We start from the raw sequence: 21,451 nt of genomic DNA on the forward strand, positions 1-21,451 counted from the left end.
GTGTGTATAGATGTCTTTTGATTTTACCCTACAAAAAGTGATGAATCTAAAGGAACAGGAACGTCAAACAAGCCAAAATCAATACACAGAAGCAATGGATCAATTTGAACGTGTCGCTACAGAGCTTTATGACTTACTGAAAAAGAAGGAAAATCTTGAAGAAGCAGGTAGGCAAAAAGTAGCGAAAGGCATTTCGATTTATGAGCTTCAATCAAGCCAATCCCAATTACTTCGTATGCAGCAAGCGATTCATGAACAGCAACGAACGACACAGCGAGCAAGAGAACGGATGACTATAAAGCAACAAGATATGGTGAAGCATTCAATCGAATTCAAAAAATATGAAAAATTAAAGCAAGTTAAATTTGAACAGTACAAACAAGAGCAAACTCGTCTTGAAAACGAACAAATGGATGACATTGCCATTCAACTTTTTCAAAAGCGTTGAAATTAGGTGAAAGAACATGAGCAAAAAAGAAAAAACGACAAGTGCATTTCAAATGTTTGTTCTTGTCATCTTTATACCAGTCATTTTTGGGATCATTTTTTTTAGTGTCATCCTAAATATCATTGGGTTTGATGTATGGGGACAGGCCAAACAAGTAAGCTCATCTATACCTTATGTATCTAGTTTATTTAAAGAACAAGAAGAAGAATTAGAAGTAGAGTTGGTTACAAACCAGATTGAAGCGAGTGAAGAGCAGCAAAATGAAATTTCCTCGCTAGAGCAACAGTTGGCTGAACGTAATGAACGAGTAAGAGAGCTTGAGACAGAGAAATTAGAGTTAGAGCAAAAGCTGCTTGTTGAGCAAGAAATGTCTAATAGAGCTACCAAGGAGCTAACAGAGATAGCCAAAACATATGAGGCTATGTCAGCTAAAAATGCAGCAGCTATCTTATCTGAGTTACAAACCGAAGAAGCTCTTCTTCATCTCTCACAACTATCGACTGATTCAAGAGCTGCAATCTTAGCGAAAATGGAAGCTTCGAGGGCAGCAGAATTGATGAGTCGTTTGACGAATCAATAAGAGTGAAAGGAGGTTAAGAAGTGAACACAGTAATGGCTATGCTTACCCCTCCATCAACCGCGGCATCCCATTCATCAATGAAGGTCGGAGCAGGGCTACCGGACTCAGGGCAGTTCGCACAACTATTAGGAAGTCAGTTTGCACCAGATGCGATGCTGATGACCGAACCTGAAACCCCGTCATTCGATGTAATGAATTGGCTTCAGTCACTAGTAGAGCAAGACATTGAAATCGATCAAGATGAATTGCTACGGGATGAAACGATACAGACATTACTTTCGTTTCTGCCAGAGAGTTGGCAAGAAGAACTTGCTGAATGGTTGAACCTTAATGAATCTTTAGAAATGGCGGTTCATATTAATGAAACGCTGATTGAGGATATGCCAGGTTGGTCGGATGAACAATTAATTGTGGCTGGTCTCATCATTAGTCAAATAATCGAGAATGAAGCAGTTCTACGATCATCTCCCATCCTTTCAAAAGAAGTAAACAACGTATTGGTTCAACTTTTCCCAATGCTTAGAATTGATCAGCAAATGGATAGAATGGATCTAAAGATTGAAAGGATCGTTGGGCAATTACAACGATTAGTAGAGGAAATGACGCAAATTTCCAAAGGGACTTTGCGTGGTATGAATCTGCCTGTAAAACAAGATTCAACTAACGAACCATTATTTATAAATGCTCTACAAAAGCTAATGAATGAAAAAGAGGACACCACCTCTTCTTTCATACGGTCAGGAGTAAACAAGCAACCAAATCAAGGGTTGATGTTGCCACAATTTGGGCTTGATGCAGGGCAAATGATGACAAGAACTCAGCAAGCAGTCATTCATATTGGAGAACAGCTCCCAAGAGAAGTGCAACAAGAACAACTGTTAAAGCAATTTCAACAATTAATGCAACGAGGAGTATTTAAAGCCAATGAAGCGGGAATGAATCATTTTTCTGTGAAGCTCTTCCCTGCCCATTTAGGAAGGCTTGATATCCAGTTAACGCAAATTGAAGGAGTGTTAGTGGCAAGACTATTAACAAGTTCAGCAACTGCAAAAGAACTCGTGGAGTCTCAGCTGCAACATCTCCGTCAAGCATTTATCAATCAACAATTAAATGTTGAAAGGGTTGAAGTTGTTAATCAGCACCAAACAAGTGTCAAGGACGATCAACAATCCAATAAAGATCAAACAAGAGACGACCGAGAAAAAAATGAAACCGAATCAGAAGATGAGAACGATTCTTTTCAAGTATTTTTGGAAGAATTAACGATTAACGAAAAAGTGTAGGTGATGAGTATGACTACGATTAACGAAAGTTACTTTCTTCAAAATAAGCCGAAACCAACGTCTACAACTGGTCAAAGTGGACTTGGTAAAGATGATTTCCTGAAACTATTAATCACTCAACTTCAAAACCAAGATCCATCTAATCCTATGGATGATCGTGAATTTATTGCACAAATGGCCCAATTCTCATCCCTTGAGCAAATGACGAATATGAACACGACGATTCAAAAATTTGTCGATACTCAAACAAGTCAAAGCCTTGTTCAATTTAGTGAATTAATTGGAAAAGAAGTGAAATGGGTTCAGGAAGTCGATGTGGATGATTATCGAACAGAGCTTCAATACAGCGATAATAAAGTTCAATCAGTCAAAGTAGAATTTGACGGGACGATCCGAATTTTACTAGACAATAATCGTTGGATTCACCATGAACAGCTTACTCAAGTAAGTGGCGTTCAAACGAACGGTACGAATAAACCAAGTGAAGAGGAAAGTGAAACTAGTAAGTAAAGGGTGTGTGTAAATGAATAGAGGGTTTCAAATTCAACCTATCCATTCCCTTCCGAAACCTTTTCCCAATAAAGAAATACCAAAAAGGCAAGCAACTGAAACATCTTTCCAAACGGTATTGAATAATCAATTACATCTACCAAACTCTTTAAAAGTAAGTAAACATGCCACAGAGAGAATGGATAAAAGAGGAATTGAAATTGATTCGACAAAGTGGAAGGCGATTTCAGAAAAAGTAGCAGAAGCAAAACAAAAAGGGATCACGGATTCTTTAGTCATAACAGATAACGCGACACTCGTCGTAAGTGCTAAAAACAATACGGTTATAACCGTATTGGATCGTAATGAAGCAAAGGCTCAGATATTCACAAATATTAACGGAACGATTTTGATGGACTAAAAGGCTGGACCCTACTGGGAGGCTGTCGCTGCCGAATGATAGAAGCAGCATACACTAAAAGGAGTGACATACATGTTACGTTCAATGTACTCAGGAATTTCAGGAATGAGAAACTTTCAAACAAAGTTAGATGTGATCGGGAACAACATTTCAAACGTAAACACATTCGGCTTTAAAAAGGGTCGTGCAACATTTAAAGATATGGTGAGCCAACAAATTGCTGGTGCTACAGGCCCAGGTGCTGACCGTGGGGGTGTCAATGCAAGACAAATAGGATTAGGTTCACAACTTGCGAGTGTCGATACCATTCACACCCAAGGAAGCTTACAAAATACGAACCGCGCCCTAGACTTAGGGATTTCAGGTGATGGCTTCTTTACGGTAGCAGATGGACCAATCAACTATTACACACGGGCAGGGAATTTTTATTTGGATCAAGAGGGCGATATTGTCAATTCAGATGGTTTGTACTTACAAGGTGCAGCTGGTAATATCAATATTCCGCCTGCAGCTCAGAGCTTTAGTGTAGGGGCAGATGGGATCGTAAGTTTCATTAATGCAACTGGAGACTTAGAAACGGCTGGAACGATTCAACTATCTAACTTCGCCAATCCAGAAGGCTTAACAAAAGCAGGAGAAAACTTATACTTACAATCAACTAACTCTGGAATCCCTGCAGCTGAATCGCCAGGTAATGGTGGTACAGGAACCCTTGTTGCTGGTACGCTTGAAATGTCTAACGTTGATTTATCAGAGGAATTTACTGAAATGATCGTAGCCCAGCGAGGGTTCCAGGCGAATACTCGTATTATCACAACGTCAGATGAAATATTACAAGAACTTGTTAATTTGAAGCGTTAATAGGAACCTTTCAAATGAAAACTAGATTTATTTCTATCATCTTATAAGTAGAGGAGGTTTGGGCTATGGTTAACCATATAGCCCATCCATATTCTTATGATTAAATTAATTCGCTTAAATGGGCAACCATTCATGCTTAATGCCTTATTGATTGAGCAGGTAGGAGCTTTTCCGGATACGACGATTACACTAGTTAATGGAAAGAAAATCGTCGTTCAAGATGAGCTTGAAGACGTGTTTAAACGTATTAATCAGTGTTACAAAGAAATTGGTCTTATGGCATCTCACACAGATTTGGAGGGCTCTTGATTTGTTTAAAAATAAGCTCGTAAACATCATGCTTATCATTCTTATTGCACTAACATTAGTCGGAGTCATTACTCTTGTTCTATTCAATCATTTTACGAAGCAGCCTGAAGCGAGTGTTGAGCCAACGATTGATGAGATTATTGCCCAATCTTATGTGACTGATGAAATTACAACCAATCTCCTATCAAATGATTTCGTCCGTACGCAATTTCATATTCATGTTGATAGTAAAGAAGTATTAAAAGAAATCGAAAAGCGAGATTTTCAAGTCGAAAATATTATTTTACGCACTTTATCAGGTAAAAAATCTCCTGAGCTCTCGGGTTCAGTTGGGATTGAGGAATTAGAAATAGAAATACGCGATCAAATTAATCAACTATTGCAAGATGGATCTGTTGTTCAGGTTTATACAACTAGTTGGGTTATTCAATAGTTGATGGTTGTTTATAACGTTGTGTAGATAGATTGAGAGGTGAGGCTCTTGGCTGACATTTTATCACAAGGTGAGATAGATGCTCTGTTATCGGCACTTTCTACTGGAGAAATGGATGCTGATGAACTCAAGAAAGAAGAAACTGAAAAGAAAATAAAAGTGTACGATTTCAAGCGAGCACTACGCTTCTCAAAGGATCAAGTTCGTAGTTTATCTCGTATACATGAAAATTTTGCACGATTGTTAACGACCTACTTCTCAGCTCAGCTTCGGACGTTTGTTCAAATTTCAGTAGCATCGGTTGATCAACTTCCTTATGAGGAATTTATTCGTTCGATACCAAAGATGACGATTTTAAATGTGTTTGAACCGTATCCATTAGAAGGTCGTCTTTTAATGGAAGTAAACCCTAATATTGCGTATGCCATGCTCGATCGATTGCTTGGAGGAAAAGGTGTAAGCATTAATAAGGTTGAAAATTTAACAGAGATTGAGACACGTATCATGTCTCAGCTGTTTCAACGCACATTAGATAGTTTTCAAGAAGCATGGAGCACTGTGGTCGAAATGGATCCCGTGATGGAAGAAATTGAAGTTAATCCGCAATTTCTGCAAATGGTTTCCCCTAATGAAACGGTTGTTGTGATTTCACTATCGACCACAATAGCGGAAACATCAGGGATGATTAATATTTGTCTACCGCATGTGGTCTTAGAAGATGTATTACCTAAGCTTTCCGTTCATTACTGGATGCAAGAAAAGAAAAAACAGCATCAACCGGGTGAAAAAGAAGCGATTGAAGCGAAGATCAAAAAAGCACCACTGCTGCTTCAATCTGAACTTGGGCGTTCTGAAATAACAATCCATGAGTTCTTAAACTTAGGTGTTGGTGATGTCATTGAACTAAATCAATTAATAAACGAACCACTCCTTGTAACGGTCGGAGGAGAAAAGAAGTTCCACGCTCAACCAGGAAAGATGAAAAATAAAATGGCCGTTCAAGTAACGGATGTAATTGAGGAGGCAGATGATGATGAATGATGACATGCTTTCCCAAGACGAAATAAATGAACTACTTAAAGGCATTGGTAATGAAGATGATCAAGTAGACGAAACAAAGGAACAACAAGCTTCGTCATCCTCTAATTTGATTATTGGAGATTACTTAACAGATATCGAACAGGATGCCCTAGGAGAGATCGGGAACATTTCATTTGGGAGTGCAGCTACCGCGCTATCTACTTTATTAAATCAAAAGGTTGAAATTACAACGCCTACACTCTCTTTAATCGAAAGTGAAAAACTAGAGTCAGAGTTTCCACAACCTCATGTAGCGGTTCATGTTGAATATACTGAGGGCTTTGAAGGGATGAATTTGCTAGTCATCAAAACGGGCGATGCAGCCATTATTGCTGATCTGATGCTTGGTGGTGATGGAATCAATCCAGCAAGCGAACTCTCGGATATGCATGTCAGTGCTGTTCAAGAAGCAATGAATCAAATGATGGGTTCTGCTTCTACGTCCATGTCAACGGTTTTCAACAAACGTGTAGATATTTCACCACCAGGAATTGACCTGATGGATTTAAAACATAATGTAGGCACATCAAATGTTCCAGGCGATAAAATTTTAGTGAAAATCTCATTCCGCTTAAAAGTCGGAGAACTGATCGACTCAAACATTATGCAACTTGTTACGGTTACTTTTGCAAAAGGGCTAGTGAATGACTTAATGAACCCAATGGATGAAGAGCTATCAGTAGATGAAAGCTTTCCAGAAATAGAAATGCCACAAGCACCGTCAACACAAGCAGAAACAAGACATATGGAGTCACCACAAGAAGAACGTATGACTCAATCAAGTTACCCTGAGCCCACTCAAGCAAGTTCACATTCAAGGGAGCAGCAACATATAGGTTCAGGTGTGCATAGTGTTAATGGACGTCAGAGTGATGTTCAGCCAGCTGCATTCTCAAACTTTGAACCAGCACCTTTATCAAATCATGAATCAAATAATTTAAATATGTTGCTAGACATTCCTTTGCAAGTAACAGTCGAGTTAGGTCGAACGAAAAGATCGATTAAAGAAATTCTTGAATTAGGTCAAGGGTCCATTATTGAGCTAGATAAGCTTGCTGGTGAACCGGTCGATATCCTTGTAAACCAAAAGCTCATTGCCAAAGGTGAAGTGGTTGTAATTGAGGAGAACTTCGGTGTCCGTGTAACGGATATTGTTAGTCAAGAAGATCGAATTCGTAATCTGAAATAAATTGGAGAGAAGAGGGACCCAAATGGGACACAAAGTATTAATAGTAGATGATGCAGCGTTTATGCGCATGATGATTAAAGATATTTTATCAAAAAATGGATTTGATGTAGTAGGAGAAGCTAACGACGGAGCTCAAGCTGTTGAAAAGTACGAAGAGCTCTCACCTGATCTTGTAACAATGGATATTACGATGCCAGAAATGGATGGTATTACTTCTCTAAAAGAAATAAAAAAAATCGATCCAAACGCAAAAGTGATTATGTGTTCTGCGATGGGGCAACAAGCAATGGTGATTGATGCGATCCAAGCAGGAGCTAAAGATTTTATTGTCAAACCATTTCAAGCTGATCGTGTTCTTGAAGCGATTAAGAAAACGCTTGGCTAAAGTGTTAAGTAAAGTTAGTGGGGTGTCACCATATATGTGCAAGCCTGTAGTGGCGGCTCTTATGTTAAGCTTTTTCTTTGTTTTTGGTTGGAGTAATCAAATCAGTGCTGAGGGTGAAGGAGAAAATCGCACCGTAAGTGAGGCGATTGAAGAAGGCGAACAGAGTCCAGAAAATGAACAAACGGTTCTGGAAGAAGAAACGACCGATTTAGTAGAGTCACCGAATACTGAAGAAGAACTTGCCGTTCCAATGACCGATCAAAATCCGTTTCTTATGTTTATTCAAATGATGTCAGCTCTTGCTTTTGTCGTATTTCTTATTTATATGCTCCTACGTTTTGTCAATAAGCGTTCACAGTCATACCAATCGACAAAATTAATGCAAAATATGGGCGGTGTGCCGCTCGGGGCCAACCGTTCAGTACAGTTAGTTAAAGTAGGAGATCGTCTTCTAGTCGTTGGAGTAGGCGATTCTATTCAACTGTTAAAGGAACTTGATGATCCACGTGAGATCGAACGCTTTATTGAGCTTCAAGAAAAACAATTTGAGCAAATCGACCAACCATTATCAAGCCTTCTCGGGAAAATGAATGGATTACTCAACCGAAATGAAAAATCTTCTTCTAAAGCGAATGAGAATGAAGAAGCATTCAAAGCGTTGCTAGGGAAACAGCTAAAAGAGGTTTCAACATCACAAAAACAAATCCAAGATGAAGTTAGGGAGAGAGATAAATGATGGTTGACCAATTAATAATGCCTGCCGTTACTCAAATCCCTGGATTAGATGTTGATTTCTTGTCAAATGAGCCTGCTAATGTTGCAACAACGATTCAATTATTACTGGTGTTAACAGTTTTATCATTGGCACCAAGTATTCTAATCTTAATGACCAGCTTTACACGGATTGTGATTGTTCTCTCATTCGTAAGACAAGGCTTAGCGACTCAATCGATGCCTCCGAACCAAGTGTTAATTGGTCTGGCTTTGTTCCTCACTTTTTTTATCATGGCGCCGATATTTGCAGAAGTGAACGAACAAGCTCTAACGCCATTTTTAGACGGTGAATTGACACAAGAAGAAGCGTTAGAACAAGCGGCTATTCCGATGAAGGAATTTATGGCTAAGCATACGAGAGAGAAAGATTTGGCTCTTTTTATGGGGTATGCAGGAATGGAGAGGCCTCAGTCACTTGATGACATTCCTCTAACAGCACTAATACCTGCTTTTGCTATTAGTGAATTGAAAACAGCCTTTCAAATTGGCTTTTTAATTTTCGTACCTTTTCTTGTAATTGATATGATTGTAGCAAGTGTCTTAATGTCTATGGGGATGATGATGTTACCACCGGTTATGATCGCCCTACCATTTAAAATTTTGTTGTTTGTGCTTGTAGATGGTTGGTATTTAATTGTCCAATCATTACTGCTTAGCTTCAGTTAGGGATGTGTGCGTATGAGTTCTGAATTTGTCATCAGTATGGCTGAAAATGGGATTTGGACTGTGTTACTTGTAGCTGGCCCACTTCTATTAGTTGCCTTAGGTCTTGGCTTGCTTGTTAGTATTTTTCAAGCTACCACTCAAATCCAAGAACAAACGTTAGCGTTTATACCAAAAATAGTTGGAGTATTAGCTTCTCTCGTTATTTTTGGTCCATGGATGCTCTCGCAGGTAACAAATTTCGCCTACCAAATCTTTAGTAATTTACACCGGTACATTGGGTAATGATTGAGTTTGTGAATCTACTACCTGCTTTTTTATTAATATTTGTACGTGTGCTCGCTTTTTTTTCCGTATTACCGATTTATGGGCACCGCTCGATTCCAACGACACATAAGATCGGACTAGCTCTTATGCTAAGTTGGATCATGATATTCACCCTAGAGACTCCTGAGGTGTTAATTGATACGACTTTCTTTTTTCTCGTCATTAAAGAATTACTAGTAGGTTTGAGTGTGGGTTTAATCGCGATGATTTTATTATATGCTGTGCAAGTAGCAGGGGGCTTTATTGATTTTAATATGGGGTTTATGATCGCTAACGTTGTTGATCCTCAAACAGGAGCTCAATCACCTTTAATGGGTGGGTATTTATATACATTTGCCTTACTATTTTTACTTGCAGTAAACGGACATCATTTGCTACTTGATGGAATCTTTTATAGCTATCAGTTCGTGCCAATGGATCAAGTTTTTTTACCGTTTGGACAAGAAAACATCGTCCATTATATCGCAACGACGTTTAATGCGATGTTTATCATCGCTTTTCAAATGGCCTTTCCGATTGTCGGTTCTCTATTTTTAGTTGATGTTGCACTTGGGATGGTGTCACGAGCTGTACCGCAAATGAATGTTTTTGTTGTCGGAATGCCGTTAAAAATTTTAGTTGCACTACCTTTGTTAATCATTTATATGTCGGTTTTCATTATGGTCGTTCAACGTTTATTTGATCAAATGATTTTAGCAATGCGAACCTTGCTACAACTACTAGGAGGAGCATAATGGCCTTTCTTCAAGTGAAGTTGCAGTTTTTTGCAGATGAAAAAACAGAAAAAGCAACGCCTAAAAAAAGACAGGATTCAAGAAAAAAAGGTCAAGTAGCAAAGAGTAATGATGTGAACACAGCTGTCATCTTACTGCTCGTATTCTTGTTTTTATGGTTTTTTGGCGGGGCCATTGTAGGTTCAACCTTGCTAGATTTACTTAAACATGTTTTCCAAACGTATCTCTTAATGAATGTTACACCTAGAAGCTTCGAGTTGATGTTTTATGAAATTATTATGGAAGCTGCAGTTGTGCTTCTTCCGATCATGCTTGTCGCTATGGTTGCAGGTGTTTTTGCAAGTTATGTTCAAGTAGGTCCACTTTTCACCACGGATCCATTACAGATGAAATTGAGTAAAATTGATCCTATTAAAGGATTTAAACGAATCTTTTCAGTGAGAGCAATTGTAGAGTTGCTTAAATCACTATTGAAGATCGCATTTGCTGGTATCGTTGTTTTTTTGATTCTTTGGTTTAATTTAGAAGATGTATTCATGCTCTCACAGAAGTCTGTTGCAGATGGTTTTTATGTGATCGCACAACTTACAGCATTAATGGGTGTCTCAGTCGCTGTTCTGTTATTATTTTTATCGATTCCTGATTATTTATATCAACGTTATGATCAGGAAAAGCAAATCAAAATGTCTAAAAAAGACGTAAAAGATGAGCATAAAAATATGGAAGGTGACCCCAAAATCAAATCAAAACGTAAGCAAAAACAAATGGAAATGGCGATGCAGCGCATGATGCAGGAAGTGCCAAATGCGGATGTTGTCATTACAAACCCAACACACTATGCAATCGTTTTAAAATATGATGAGTCAAAATCAGATGCCCCCATTATTGTCGCCAAAGGTGTTGACTACGTCGCACAAAAAATCAAAAAATTAGCAAGTGACCACGATGTTGTCATGGTAGAGAATAAACCGTTAGCTCGTGCACTATATAGTCAAGCAGAAATAGGCGATCAAGTACCTGAGGATATGTTTAAAGCAGTAGCTGAAGTGCTTGCGTATGTCTACCGATTGAAAAATAAACAAGTGACATAATTTTTTGTGAAAAGGTTAGGAGAGAAGTTCTGTGAAAGCAAGAGACTTATCGGTATTACTGGGCGTTATTTTAATCGTCATTATGCTCATAATTCCATTACCACCAGGAATACTGGACTTTTTAATTGTAATTAATATCTCTCTTGCGCTCATTATCATTCTAGTGGCAATGAGTACGAATGATGCTCTGCAATTTTCTATCTTTCCGACGTTGTTATTACTTGTAACGCTGTTTCGGTTAGGGTTAAATGTGTCGACGACTAGATCAATTCTCGGAAATGCTGAGGCTGGTAATGTCATTGACACTTTTGGGAATTACGTAGTAGGAGGAAATGCGCTCGTTGGTTTTGTCGTCTTTTTAATCTTAATCATTATTCAATTTGTCGTCATTACCAAAGGGGCAGAACGTGTGTCAGAGGTAGGAGCGAGATTTACCCTGGATGCGATGCCTGGTAAACAAATGAGTATTGATGCCGATTTGAATGCCGGCATGATTTCTGATGCTGAAGCGAAAGGCCGTCGTGAACGAATTGAAAAAGAAGCGGATTTCTATGGTGCAATGGACGGTGCGAGTAAGTTCGTTAAAGGGGATGCGATCGCAGGTATTGTTATCGTTATTATTAATATGATCTTTGGCCTCGTTATCGGGATGATGCAAATGGGAATGGATCTAGGTACTGCTGCTACTACCTATACACTTCTTACAGTAGGAGATGGTTTGGTCAGTCAAATCCCTGCCCTATTAATCTCAACCGCAACAGGAATTATTGTTACGAGAGCTGCCTCAGATGGCAATTTAAGTCAAGATCTAAATAAACAATTATTAGCCTTCCCTAATATGCTCTATGTAGCGGCGGCGACGATTTTCTTATTAGGAGTCGCCACACCGATTGATAAGTTTGTAACATTCTCTGTAGCAGCACTGCTAGCATTTGGAGCTTTTCAGCTGAAGAGGGTTGAAAAACAGACATTAGAACGAGACGAAACTGAAGAAGTTGTAGAAGAAAAAGATGATATGAAATCACCTGAAAGTGTCGTTTCCCTCTTGCAAATTGATCCGATTGAATTTGAATTTGGCTACGGGTTAATTCCATTAGCAGATGCAAACCAGGGAGGAGATTTACTTGATCGAGTCGTAATGATTCGACGGCAGATGGCTCTAGAGCTTGGTATGATCGTTCCGGTCATTCGTATTCGTGATAATATTCAACTACAACCAAACGAATATACAATAAAAATTAAGGGTAATGAAGTAGCGAAGGGTGACCTTTTACTAGATCATTACATGGCGATGAGTCCAGGAGTCGAAGATGAGTCTATTATTGGAGTGGAAACAGTTGAGCCTGCTTTTGGCCTTCCTGCCCTTTGGATTGGCGAAGAAATGAAAGAGCAAGCAGAGCTTTCAGGCTACACTGTCGTTGACCCTCCATCGGTTGTGTCGACTCATTTAACTGAAGTAATCAAACGACATGCTCATGAATTACTGGGACGACAAGAAACCAAACAATTGGTTGAGCATTTACAAGAAACATACCCTGCGCTCGTTGAAGAAGTCACCCCCAATACTCTTTCAACTGGAGAAGTGCAGAAGGTGTTGACAAATTTATTAAAAGAGAACATCTCGATTCGAAACTTGCCGATCATTTTTGAAACATTAGCTGATTATGGGCAAATGACAAAAGATATGGACCTAGTAACGGAATACGTTAGACAATCCTTGTCACGTCAAATTTCGAAGCAGTTTACATCACCAGGGGAACCACTTTATGTCATTACAATAAGTGGCAGTGTGGAAAAGAAGATTGCAGATGGCGTTCAACAAACAGAACATGGAAACTTCCTTTCGATGGACCCGAATGAATCTCAGCGCGTATTAGAGTCAGCGGCAGGAGAAACAGATCGACTATCGCAAATGGGGCAAGTGCCAGTTATCCTTTGTTCACCTGCAGTAAGAATGTATGTACGCCAGCTACTTGAACGTTACCTTCCTCATGTTCCTGTTCTTTCGTACAACGAGCTAGAGGCAAATGTTGAAGTACAAAGTGTTGGAGTGGTGAATGTAGAATGAAAGTAAAAAAATATACAGCAAACACAATGCATGAAGCAATGAAACAAATTCGCGTGGAACTTGGGGATGAAGCTGTTATTTTGAGTTCTAAAGAAGTGGAATCGGGAGGGTTTCTTGGCTTTTTTACCACAAAGAAAATTGAGGTTGTAGCGGCTGTTGATCCTGTACCTGACTCCAAACCGCTAACAAAGGAAAAGCCTCAAATAAAGCCAGTTGGAAATAGAAATCCTTCGATCACTCAAACGCATGGAGCAGATCAACGTTTAATGAAAGAAGTAGAAGAGCTAAAACGACTTGTCAAAGGGATCCATTCAACGTCTAATCAAGTAGAACAACAATATCCAGCCCCTTTTCAAAAGATAGAAGATCGACTGAAAGCTCATGGAGTGAGCGAGTCCATTCGTCTTGAACTTTTAAAAAATCTTCTGAAAGACTGGTACAACAAAGTGGATGAAAATAGGACCTCAGTAAACCTTGAAGCTGAAGCTTCTGAGTTTTTACTTAGTGAGCTTTCCACTGTTCCTGTTAAAGGATTGACGTTTGAGAAGAAAGTCATCAATATTGTTGGTCCAACCGGTGTTGGGAAGACCACAACCATTGCGAAAATAGCAGCAGAGTGCGTCCTAAAGCAACAGAAAAAAGTGGTGCTCATTACGACAGATACGTATCGTATAGCGGCTGTGGATCAATTAAAAACGTATGCAAAAATATTAAATATCCCGATTGAAGTCGCATACTCCGTTGAAGATTTTAAGAAAGCGAAAGAACAGTATCAACACTATGATGTGATTTTAGTTGATTCTGCAGGACGTAATTTTAGAAATAAATTATATGTAGAAGAATTATCGAAAGTAATGGATTTTAATGAAGAGGCGGAAACGATACTCGTTTTAGCTCTTACCTCTAAATATGAAGATATGAAAAAGATCATTTCTCAATTTAGCCTGATTCCGATTAAACAAGTTATCTTCACAAAACGCGATGAGACATCCTCATACGGGGCCTTTATAAATGTTCCGCTTGAATATGGATTAGGAGTAGCCTACATCACAAACGGCCAAAACGTACCTGATGATATGTCAGAAGCGACGATTCACCAACTTGTTGAACCTTTATTTACAGGTGATCATGATGAATGACCAAGCAGAAAGTTTGCGACGGATTGTGAACCCACATCATCAAGGATCAGCAAAGGTCATTGCAGTTGTAAGTGGTAAAGGTGGAGTAGGGAAATCAAATGTTTGCCTAAATTTTGCTCTAACGCTTAGAGATACAGGTGAAAAAGTGGCGATTATCGATATGGATATGGGGATGGGAAACCTTGATATCTTAATGGGTGTTACCGCTAGCCATCATATTATCGATATGTTAAAAAACCAATTAACGATTTGGGATATCGTCGAAAAAGGGCCTAAAGAGATTTCTTATTTAGCAGGTGGTTCTGGCTTATCTGAATTTGTAGAGCTAGATTCTGAGCAAATGGAGCGTTTTTTTACACAATTAGGTGCGTTGGAACATGAATTTGACTATGTCTTTTTGGATATGGGTGCAGGGGCTACAAAAGAAACCATTAAATTTATTCTCGCTGCCCACGAGATATTAGTAATAACCACACCAGAGCCGACTGCAATAACAGATGCCTATGCAATGGTGAAATACATTCATTTAGAAGATGAGGACAAGCAACTATCTATGATCGTCAATCGAGCAGAAACGACACGAGAAGGCGACCAAACAGCTACTAATTTTATGAGGGTTACGAAACAATTTTTGGACAAAGAGATTCAATTACTTGGTTCCTTGCCTGATGATCGTACCGTGAGTCGGGCAGTAAAAGCGCAAACCCCTTTCGTCTTATTTGCCCCCCGCTCAGAGGTGTCTGTGGCGATGAAGTCACTTGTTAATCATTATCTTGGTGAGTCGAGTAATCAACCAACTATATCATTTAGTAGTTTTATAAGATCAATAAGAAGTCGATTGGTGAAAAGGTAGGAAGTGAACTCCATATGAATAGTAGGGGTGAAGATCATATGGCACAGTTAATCAATGTTCTAGTTGTTGACGATTCTGCTTTCATGCGGAAAGTCATCAGTGACATGATCGATAAAGATGTGAATATGCAAGTAGTGGGTACCGCTAGAAATGGCCAAGAAGCTCTTATAAAGCGTCAAACATTAAAGCCAGATGTGATTACGTTAGATGTTGAGATGCCTATTATGGATGGGTTAGATACATTAAAGGAATTGATGAAGGAAGCACCAGTTCCTGTGGTTATGATTAGTAGTCTAACAAAAGAAGGAGCAGAACAAACGCTTCTTGCAATGGAGTACGGAGCGGTTGATTTTGTAGCTAAGACATCGGGGGCTATTTCACTTGATCTTCACATCATTGAAAAAGAGATCGTGAAAAAAGTGAAGCTCGCTTATAAAGCAAATATTAATCAAGAAATAAAAACCACGCATCGTCCTCGGAAGATCGTACGTGAGGAGAGAAAGGAAAGTAATAACAGACAAAAGAAAATCATTGCCATCGGAACTTCAACAGGAGGACCTAAAGCGTTAAAAGAAGTAGTGACACGTCTACCAAAAGACATAGACGCCCCTATTGTGATTGTTCAACATATGCCTAAAGGTTTCACTCAATCCTTAGCGAATCGCTTAAATACCTTAGCCGATATCGAAGTGAAAGAAGCTGCAGATGGTGATCTTCTACGCAGTGGTGTCGCTTATATAGCACCTGGTGGTTTTCATATGATTATAAAAAAAGTGGGTCAATCTTATTCCATTCAGTTGAATCAAGAAGAGGCAAGAAGAGGACACAGGCCTTCTGTAGATGTTCTTTTTGAATCTTTAGCAACCTATGTTGACCTGAAGAAAATTGCCGTGATCATGACCGGGATGGGGTCAGATGGAAAAGTAGGCTTGAAATCACTAAAAGAGAGTGGTAATTGTTTTGCAATAGCTGAATCAATGAATACCTCCATCGTTTTTGGAATGCCAAAAGCAGCGATTGAAGCAAAATTGATTGATGAGGTCATAGACCTTGATCAGATAAGTGATCATATCATGCGTCAGGTGTAGAGGGTGAAAGGGGAGATTCTTTTGAAGGACTTAAATCAATTAAACTCATTTCATTTAGATATATTAAAAGAAATAGGTAATATAGGGGCTGGTCATGCGGCTACTTCATTATCGACATTGTTAAAACGTAAAATTGATATGAACGTGCCAAATGTCAGGGTTGTTTCATTGCAAGAGTTGCCTGAGCAGATTGGGGGCGCAGATACAGAGGTTGTAGCCATCTTTTTACGAATTGAAGGCGATGCCCCAGGAAGCATGTTTTATCTATCTGAAGTACAGCAAGCAGAAAAGTTGATTCAATCTTTAACAGGCAATGATGATTTTCAATTGCGCAAACCTCCTTTTGATCAAATTGGTCTTTCAGCTCTACAGGAAGTTGGGAATATCCTCGCTGGGTCCTATCTTTCTTCGTTAGCAGATTTCACCAACCTTAATCTTCAACCAACTGTACCTGGCTTAAGTATAGATATGGTAGGTGCTATTTTGAATTATGGACTCGTTTCTCTTTCTGCTGCAGGAGATCATGCCTTGGTTATTGATACACATATTTCAGAAGTTGGTCAAACACAGGAGCAGACTGCTGGGCATTTCTTTTTGTTGCCTGATCCCGATTCGTTTCAAGTTATCTTTAAATCATTAGGGGTGGACGTGAATGAGTGAAGTGATTAAAGTTGGCATGGCCGATTTAAAGGTAGCCACCCCTCCCGATACAATAAGGACATCTGGGCTTGGTTCATGTGTTGGTGTAGTCATTTATGATGAGTTGACCAATGTATCTGGAATGGCTCACGTTATGCTGCCAGATTCAAGTCAATCGAAGCAAGCAACATTAAATATTGCTAAATATGCTGATTCCGCGATTAAAGAATTGATCAAGCAGCTACTCGGCCAAGGTGGACGTGCTTTTTCGTTAAAAGCTAAAATTGCTGGTGGTGCACAAATGTTTACCTTTCAAAGTGGCAGTGACGTGATGAGAATTGGTCCAAGGAACGTAGAGGCAGTGAAATTGGCCCTTAAACAATCAAAGATTCCCATTCTTGCAGAAGATGTGGGTGGGAAAAGTGGTCGAACAATTGAGTTTGATCCATTAACAAAAATGTTACATATACGAACGGTTAATCAGGGAACTGCTGTGATTTAAAGAAAATGATAGGAGGGACAAGTATGGCAAGTGTAACAACAAATGAAAATCAGAAAATTTGGGATAAGTGGTTAAAAAGTCGCGATCCTCATGCTTGTGATGAATTAATTCGTTTATACATGCCGATTGTGAACTATCATGTACAACGAATTTCAGTAGGACTCCCAAAGAATGTTTCAAAAGATGACTTAATCAGCCATGGTATGCTCGGCTTATACGATGCTCTAGAGAAATTCAATGCTGATAGAGATTTGAAATTTGATACTTATGCGTCTTTTCGAGTTCGCGGAGCTATTATTGATGGGTTACGTAAAGAGGATTGGCTGCCTCGTTCGATGCGAGAGAAGATTAAAAGAGTAGAAGCTTGTATTCAACGCCTAGAACAAGAGTACGGTCGTAATGTAACAGCGGAAGAAGTAGGGCGTGAACTAGACATGTCTGAACAGGAAGTTTACCAAATAACAAATGAACATTTTCTATCCAATTTGCTTTCAATTGATGATCGCTCTAGTGATTCAGATCGCAATGAGTCATTTGCTGCTACCATTATCGACAAACAGTCAAAAACACCTGAAGAGCATCTTCTTAGCGAGGTTACAAAAGAGGAACTAGGGAAAGTGATATCGAAATTAACAGAGAAAGAACAACTTGTTATTAGCTTGTTTTATTTCGATGAGTTAACGTTAACTGAAATAGGGCATGTACTTAATTTATCAACATCTCGTATTTCGCAAATCCATTCCAAAGCACTATTTAGAATGAAGCAGCTTATCAAATAACGGTTTTATAGGCAATGGTATGCTAGAGATCAACTTAAAAAGATACCCCTATAAAATTGTGAAAAAGGGTTGATGTTGTGATCGATCTTAATCAATATTACCAGATAACCATTTCAAGTAATAAGATGGAAGCTACAGTGGTTCAACATGCAAAAACAAATCAGGATGAAACGATTGATATAGGTCAAGTAAAAGAGTGGGTTCATGAGCATGGAATCGTTTTTGGAATGATTGAAGAAACCCTTCACTCTCTTTCAAATGGAGTCTATCTTGATTCGCCACTTTTAATTGCTCAAGGTCTTCCCAAAAAGCAAGGAGCAGCAGCTTACTTACTGCCTGTTTTATTTGAGAAGGAAAAAGTAGCAGATGATGGGAAAATGAAAGTGAATTTAAAGGATGTTCTAGACATTGAATCGGTACGAGAGGGAGATAAAGTAGGGCAAAAGATTGCTGCTACTTCTGGACAAAATGGAAAAAACGTTCTCGGTGAGGAGATCCCTGCAAAACCTGGGAAAGACTTCACGTTAAGAGCAGGGAAAAATACGAGGGTGAGTGAAGATGAACAATCGATTTACTCTCTTATTGACGGTCAGGTAAGTATAGAGAATAAACGTATTCATGTTCATCCGATCTATGAAGTTAAAGGTGACCTGAGTATGAAGACAGGGAATATTTCATTTGTTGGGAATGTCGTCATAAATGGTAATGTTCCTACTGGGTTTATCGTCGAAGCGGATGGGGACATTCGAGTTAGAGGCACAGTTGAAGGAGCTTATCTTACAGCGGGTGGCTCTATATTTGTAGGTGCAGGCATTGTGGGCCAGCATAAAAGTTTTCTAAAAGCCAAGGGGGATCTCCAAACAACCTTTATCAACGAAGGAAATGTAGAAGTTGGTGGGACGATCGAAGTGGCACAGGCGATCTTACATAGTACATGTACAGCGGAGAAAACGATCATTTGCACACGGGGCAAAGGGAATATTGTAGGAGGGGTTTTATCTGCAGGTGAAGGGGTTCATGCTAGAACAATTGGTAATGATATGCAAACAAAAACGTCTCTATATGTTGGTGCTAATGAACAACTTCTTAAAAAGCAAAAAGATGCAGAGTCAACTAAACGAAAAGCACAAGATGATTTAACGAAATTAGGAAAGTTATTAAAAGTTTACATAGAAAAACAGAAGAAACAATCATTAGTTGGAAAAGAGAAGATCATGGTGTTGCGAATTCAACATTCTTATAGAACGGCTAAGGAGCTATTGGATGAATCCAATGACATTCTCGAATCCTTGGAAAAGCTAGGCGGTCCGCTTGAGGGGGGATCAATAAGTGCCAAAGATTCTTTCTATCCCAATGTGTTTATTCACTTTGGCAAATACCGACGAAAGCTTGTTAGTAAGCATCAATATGCAAAAGTTACCTTAATAGATAGTGAGATCACCATTTCAAGCCTCTAAGGAGTTGAGTTGGATGAGTATTAGACCAATTGAAGTTCAAGGTTCGTTTCCTCAATCTCAAAAGTCTGGTAAGCTACAGGAGCAAATGCAGCAGCGAGGCCAAGTCTCACAGGATATCATCGGTCAGCAGCTTGATCAAGACATTAGACAAAAACGTAGACAAGTTGTAAAAACGAATGAAAGTGAAAAGTCTACACTTCAAGATCAAAAAAAGAATCCAAGCAATCATCATAATCAAAGAAAAAAAGAACGTGATAAAGAGGACGATGGAACAGAGCAAAGGGAGTCTCATCCATACAAAGGACAATTTATTGACTTTTCTGGGTGAGGTGGAGAGGACATATAGAGCAATGACGATCTATTTATTAATTTTTAGCTTCATTTTACATGGTGTAACAATCCTTTTGATGCTGACTCTAGCAAAGAAAGTAAGTGTCACCGATTCATTTGACCGTGAACGTGGTGAAAAAGTAAAACAGGAAATTGAAGATATGCTGTTTGCTTATACGGTTGAGATGAAAGAAGAGAACGAGCGTCTATTAAAAGAAATCAAGCAATTAAAAAAAGAGCCACATACATCTGAACAAAAAACAAAGAGTGTTCGGGCTGAAGCTCCTCAAAATAGGCAAGCAGAACCATCTCTATCTACTAGACCCTTTCAGTTAACAGAACAGGATGAACAAGAAGAACAAGAAGAACAAGAAGAACAAGAAGAACAAGAAGAACAGAAATATAACGATTATAGCCCCCCTGATATAAATGAAGAAGACCCTGCTACGATTTTTGAGCAATCTGATACTGCAAATGTGCTAATGTTGGCCAAAAGAGGGATGAATGAAGAGCAAATAGCGAAGCAGTTAAACATAGGAAAGGGAGAAGTGGAATTAATTTTAAAATTTTATCGTTAAACGACCTGAATAACTTGCAACAGTATGTGTGATGTGGTATATTAATCCACGGTGTTAATTACACACGCCTCTAATTTGAACGTGGGTGCTGACTATTCGTCAGTCTCGTTTGAACATGATGAGAGCGGAGGACAAAAAAACCAAATTGAAGGAGGTGTTTGATGTGGCAGTTATCTCCATGAAACAATTATTAGAAGCTGGGGTACACTTCGGTCACCAGACTCGTCGTTGGAACCCAAAAATGGATCGCTACATCTTCACAGAACGTAACGGAATTTATATCATTGATCTTCAAAAGACAGTGAAAAAAGTTGAGCAAGCGTACAACTTTGTACGTGACTTAGCAGCTGACGGAGGAAAAATCCTTTTCGTTGGTACAAAAAAACAAGCTCAAGATTCAGTGAAAGAAGAAGCTGAGCGTTGTGGCATGTACTTCATCAACCAACGTTGGTTAGGTGGTACTCTTACTAACTTTGAAACAATCCAAAAACGTATTACTCGTCTTAAGAATCTAGAGAAGATGCAAGAAGACGGTACGTTCGATGTTCTTCCTAAGAAAGAAGTCATTCTTCTTAAGAAAGAAATGGATCGTCTTGAGAAGTTCTTAGGCGGTATTAAAGACATGCAAGGAGTTCCAGATGCACTATTCGTTATCGACCCACGCAAAGAGCGCATTGCAATCGCGGAAGCTCACAAGTTGAACATTCCGATCGTTGCAATTGTAGATACGAACTGTGATCCAGATGAAATTGACTACGTAATCCCTGGTAATGATGATGCTATTCGTGCAGTAAAACTTCTTACTGGTAAAATGGCGGATGCAGTGATCGAAGCTACTTCAGGTGAGGAAGAAGAAGTAGTTGCTGAAGAAACAACTACTGCTTAATTTCATTTGATCAAAAAGGGTGGTGAAGGGGATGACCCTTTGCCACTTTTTTTTACGAAATATGA

Annotated in this window: 27 protein-coding genes; all 27 read left to right on the forward strand. The window is 39.1% G+C overall.

Annotated elements, in window-relative coordinates:
• Nucleotides 1-10: 10 nt before the first annotated feature.
• On the forward strand, nucleotides 11-448 hold the full coding sequence (gene fliJ / locus RYX56_RS13775) for a flagellar export protein FliJ (protein ID WP_317122613.1): 438 nt from the start codon (nucleotides 11-13) through the stop codon (nucleotides 446-448).
• 16 nt (nucleotides 449-464) lie between these two features.
• Nucleotides 465-1,028, forward strand: a complete 564-nt coding sequence (locus RYX56_RS13780; RefSeq protein ID WP_317122614.1) for a MotE family protein — start codon at nucleotides 465-467, stop codon at nucleotides 1,026-1,028.
• Nucleotides 1,029-1,048: 20 nt separating this feature from the next.
• Nucleotides 1,049-2,311 (forward strand): flagellar hook-length control protein FliK, encoded by a 1,263-nt coding sequence (locus RYX56_RS13785; protein WP_317122615.1) that lies wholly within the window; start codon nucleotides 1,049-1,051, stop codon nucleotides 2,309-2,311.
• A gap of 9 nt (nucleotides 2,312-2,320) precedes the next feature.
• A complete protein-coding gene (gene flgD, locus RYX56_RS13790) occupies nucleotides 2,321-2,821 on the forward strand; it encodes a flagellar hook assembly protein FlgD (RefSeq protein ID WP_317122616.1) in 501 nt (166 codons plus the stop codon).
• A gap of 13 nt (nucleotides 2,822-2,834) precedes the next feature.
• Complete coding sequence (locus tag RYX56_RS13795; protein ID WP_317122617.1) at nucleotides 2,835-3,221, forward strand: TIGR02530 family flagellar biosynthesis protein; 387 nt, start codon at nucleotides 2,835-2,837, stop codon at nucleotides 3,219-3,221.
• A gap of 72 nt (nucleotides 3,222-3,293) precedes the next feature.
• Nucleotides 3,294-4,082, forward strand: a complete 789-nt coding sequence (flgG, locus tag RYX56_RS13800) for a flagellar basal body rod protein FlgG (RefSeq protein ID WP_317122618.1) — start codon at nucleotides 3,294-3,296, stop codon at nucleotides 4,080-4,082.
• Between the two features lie 96 nt (nucleotides 4,083-4,178).
• Entirely contained in the window at nucleotides 4,179-4,391 is a 213-nt protein-coding gene (locus RYX56_RS13805; RefSeq protein ID WP_317122619.1) for a flagellar FlbD family protein, read from the forward strand.
• 1 nt (nucleotide 4,392) lies between these two features.
• A complete protein-coding gene (gene fliL / locus RYX56_RS13810; protein WP_317122620.1) occupies nucleotides 4,393-4,824 on the forward strand; it encodes a flagellar basal body-associated protein FliL in 432 nt (143 codons plus the stop codon).
• A gap of 48 nt (nucleotides 4,825-4,872) precedes the next feature.
• A complete protein-coding gene (fliM, locus tag RYX56_RS13815) occupies nucleotides 4,873-5,865 on the forward strand; it encodes a flagellar motor switch protein FliM (protein ID WP_317122621.1) in 993 nt (330 codons plus the stop codon).
• The gene (fliY, locus tag RYX56_RS13820) at nucleotides 5,855-7,093 is read left to right on the forward strand and encodes a flagellar motor switch phosphatase FliY (protein WP_439108499.1); all 1,239 of its coding nucleotides are present in this window, start codon (nucleotides 5,855-5,857) and stop codon (nucleotides 7,091-7,093) included. The genes fliM and fliY overlap by 11 nt, the downstream gene beginning before the upstream one ends.
• Nucleotides 7,094-7,115: 22 nt before the next feature.
• Nucleotides 7,116-7,478: a response regulator gene (locus tag RYX56_RS13825; protein ID WP_317122623.1), complete on the forward strand. Its 363-nt coding sequence runs from the start codon at nucleotides 7,116-7,118 to the stop codon at nucleotides 7,476-7,478.
• Nucleotides 7,420-8,214, forward strand: a complete 795-nt coding sequence (gene fliO, locus RYX56_RS13830; RefSeq protein WP_317122624.1) for a flagellar biosynthetic protein FliO — start codon at nucleotides 7,420-7,422, stop codon at nucleotides 8,212-8,214. Before RYX56_RS13825 ends, fliO begins: the two co-directional genes overlap by 59 nt.
• Entirely contained in the window at nucleotides 8,214-8,918 is a 705-nt protein-coding gene (gene fliP, locus RYX56_RS13835) for a flagellar type III secretion system pore protein FliP (RefSeq protein ID WP_317122843.1), read from the forward strand. The genes fliO and fliP overlap by 1 nt, the downstream gene beginning before the upstream one ends.
• Nucleotides 8,919-8,930: 12 nt before the next feature.
• Nucleotides 8,931-9,200 (forward strand): flagellar biosynthesis protein FliQ, encoded by a 270-nt coding sequence (gene fliQ, locus RYX56_RS13840; RefSeq protein WP_317122625.1) that lies wholly within the window; start codon nucleotides 8,931-8,933, stop codon nucleotides 9,198-9,200.
• Nucleotides 9,200-9,976 carry a flagellar biosynthetic protein FliR gene (gene fliR / locus RYX56_RS13845; protein ID WP_317122626.1) on the forward strand — a complete coding sequence of 259 codons (777 nt, stop codon included), beginning with the start codon at nucleotides 9,200-9,202 and terminating at the stop codon, nucleotides 9,974-9,976. The genes fliQ and fliR overlap by 1 nt, the downstream gene beginning before the upstream one ends.
• Nucleotides 9,976-11,067 (forward strand): flagellar biosynthesis protein FlhB, encoded by a 1,092-nt coding sequence (gene flhB / locus RYX56_RS13850; RefSeq protein ID WP_317122627.1) that lies wholly within the window; start codon nucleotides 9,976-9,978, stop codon nucleotides 11,065-11,067. Before fliR ends, flhB begins: the two co-directional genes overlap by 1 nt.
• Nucleotides 11,068-11,098: 31 nt before the next feature.
• Nucleotides 11,099-13,135, forward strand: a complete 2,037-nt coding sequence (flhA, locus tag RYX56_RS13855) for a flagellar biosynthesis protein FlhA (RefSeq protein ID WP_317122628.1) — start codon at nucleotides 11,099-11,101, stop codon at nucleotides 13,133-13,135.
• Nucleotides 13,132-14,274: a flagellar biosynthesis GTPase FlhF gene (gene flhF, locus RYX56_RS13860; RefSeq protein WP_317122629.1), complete on the forward strand. Its 1,143-nt coding sequence runs from the start codon at nucleotides 13,132-13,134 to the stop codon at nucleotides 14,272-14,274. Before flhA ends, flhF begins: the two co-directional genes overlap by 4 nt.
• A complete protein-coding gene (locus RYX56_RS13865) occupies nucleotides 14,264-15,127 on the forward strand; it encodes a MinD/ParA family protein (RefSeq protein ID WP_317122630.1) in 864 nt (287 codons plus the stop codon). The genes flhF and RYX56_RS13865 overlap by 11 nt, the downstream gene beginning before the upstream one ends.
• Before the next feature lie 38 nt (nucleotides 15,128-15,165).
• Complete coding sequence (locus RYX56_RS13870; protein ID WP_317122631.1) at nucleotides 15,166-16,215, forward strand: protein-glutamate methylesterase/protein-glutamine glutaminase; 1,050 nt, start codon at nucleotides 15,166-15,168, stop codon at nucleotides 16,213-16,215.
• A 21-nt stretch (nucleotides 16,216-16,236) separates the two neighbouring features.
• Entirely contained in the window at nucleotides 16,237-16,875 is a 639-nt protein-coding gene (locus RYX56_RS13875; RefSeq protein ID WP_317122632.1) for a chemotaxis protein CheC, read from the forward strand.
• Nucleotides 16,868-17,356, forward strand: coding sequence for a chemotaxis protein CheD (locus RYX56_RS13880; protein WP_317122633.1), 489 nt, complete (start codon nucleotides 16,868-16,870; stop codon nucleotides 17,354-17,356). Before RYX56_RS13875 ends, RYX56_RS13880 begins: the two co-directional genes overlap by 8 nt.
• A gap of 23 nt (nucleotides 17,357-17,379) precedes the next feature.
• Nucleotides 17,380-18,135: a FliA/WhiG family RNA polymerase sigma factor gene (locus RYX56_RS13885; RefSeq protein WP_317122634.1), complete on the forward strand. Its 756-nt coding sequence runs from the start codon at nucleotides 17,380-17,382 to the stop codon at nucleotides 18,133-18,135.
• A 77-nt stretch (nucleotides 18,136-18,212) separates the two neighbouring features.
• A complete protein-coding gene (locus tag RYX56_RS13890; RefSeq protein WP_317122635.1) occupies nucleotides 18,213-19,592 on the forward strand; it encodes a flagellar assembly protein A in 1,380 nt (459 codons plus the stop codon).
• Between the two features lie 13 nt (nucleotides 19,593-19,605).
• Nucleotides 19,606-19,920 (forward strand): hypothetical protein, encoded by a 315-nt coding sequence (locus RYX56_RS13895; RefSeq protein ID WP_317122636.1) that lies wholly within the window; start codon nucleotides 19,606-19,608, stop codon nucleotides 19,918-19,920.
• Between the two features lie 22 nt (nucleotides 19,921-19,942).
• Nucleotides 19,943-20,500: a DUF6115 domain-containing protein gene (locus tag RYX56_RS13900; protein ID WP_317122637.1), complete on the forward strand. Its 558-nt coding sequence runs from the start codon at nucleotides 19,943-19,945 to the stop codon at nucleotides 20,498-20,500.
• A gap of 163 nt (nucleotides 20,501-20,663) precedes the next feature.
• A complete protein-coding gene (gene rpsB, locus RYX56_RS13905) occupies nucleotides 20,664-21,386 on the forward strand; it encodes a 30S ribosomal protein S2 (RefSeq protein WP_317122638.1) in 723 nt (240 codons plus the stop codon).
• Nucleotides 21,387-21,451: the final 65 nt, after the last annotated feature.

Source organism: Alkalihalophilus lindianensis (genome assembly GCF_032843265.1).
Classification (GTDB): Bacteria; Bacillota; Bacilli; order Bacillales; family Bacillaceae_D; genus Alkalihalophilus; species Alkalihalophilus lindianensis.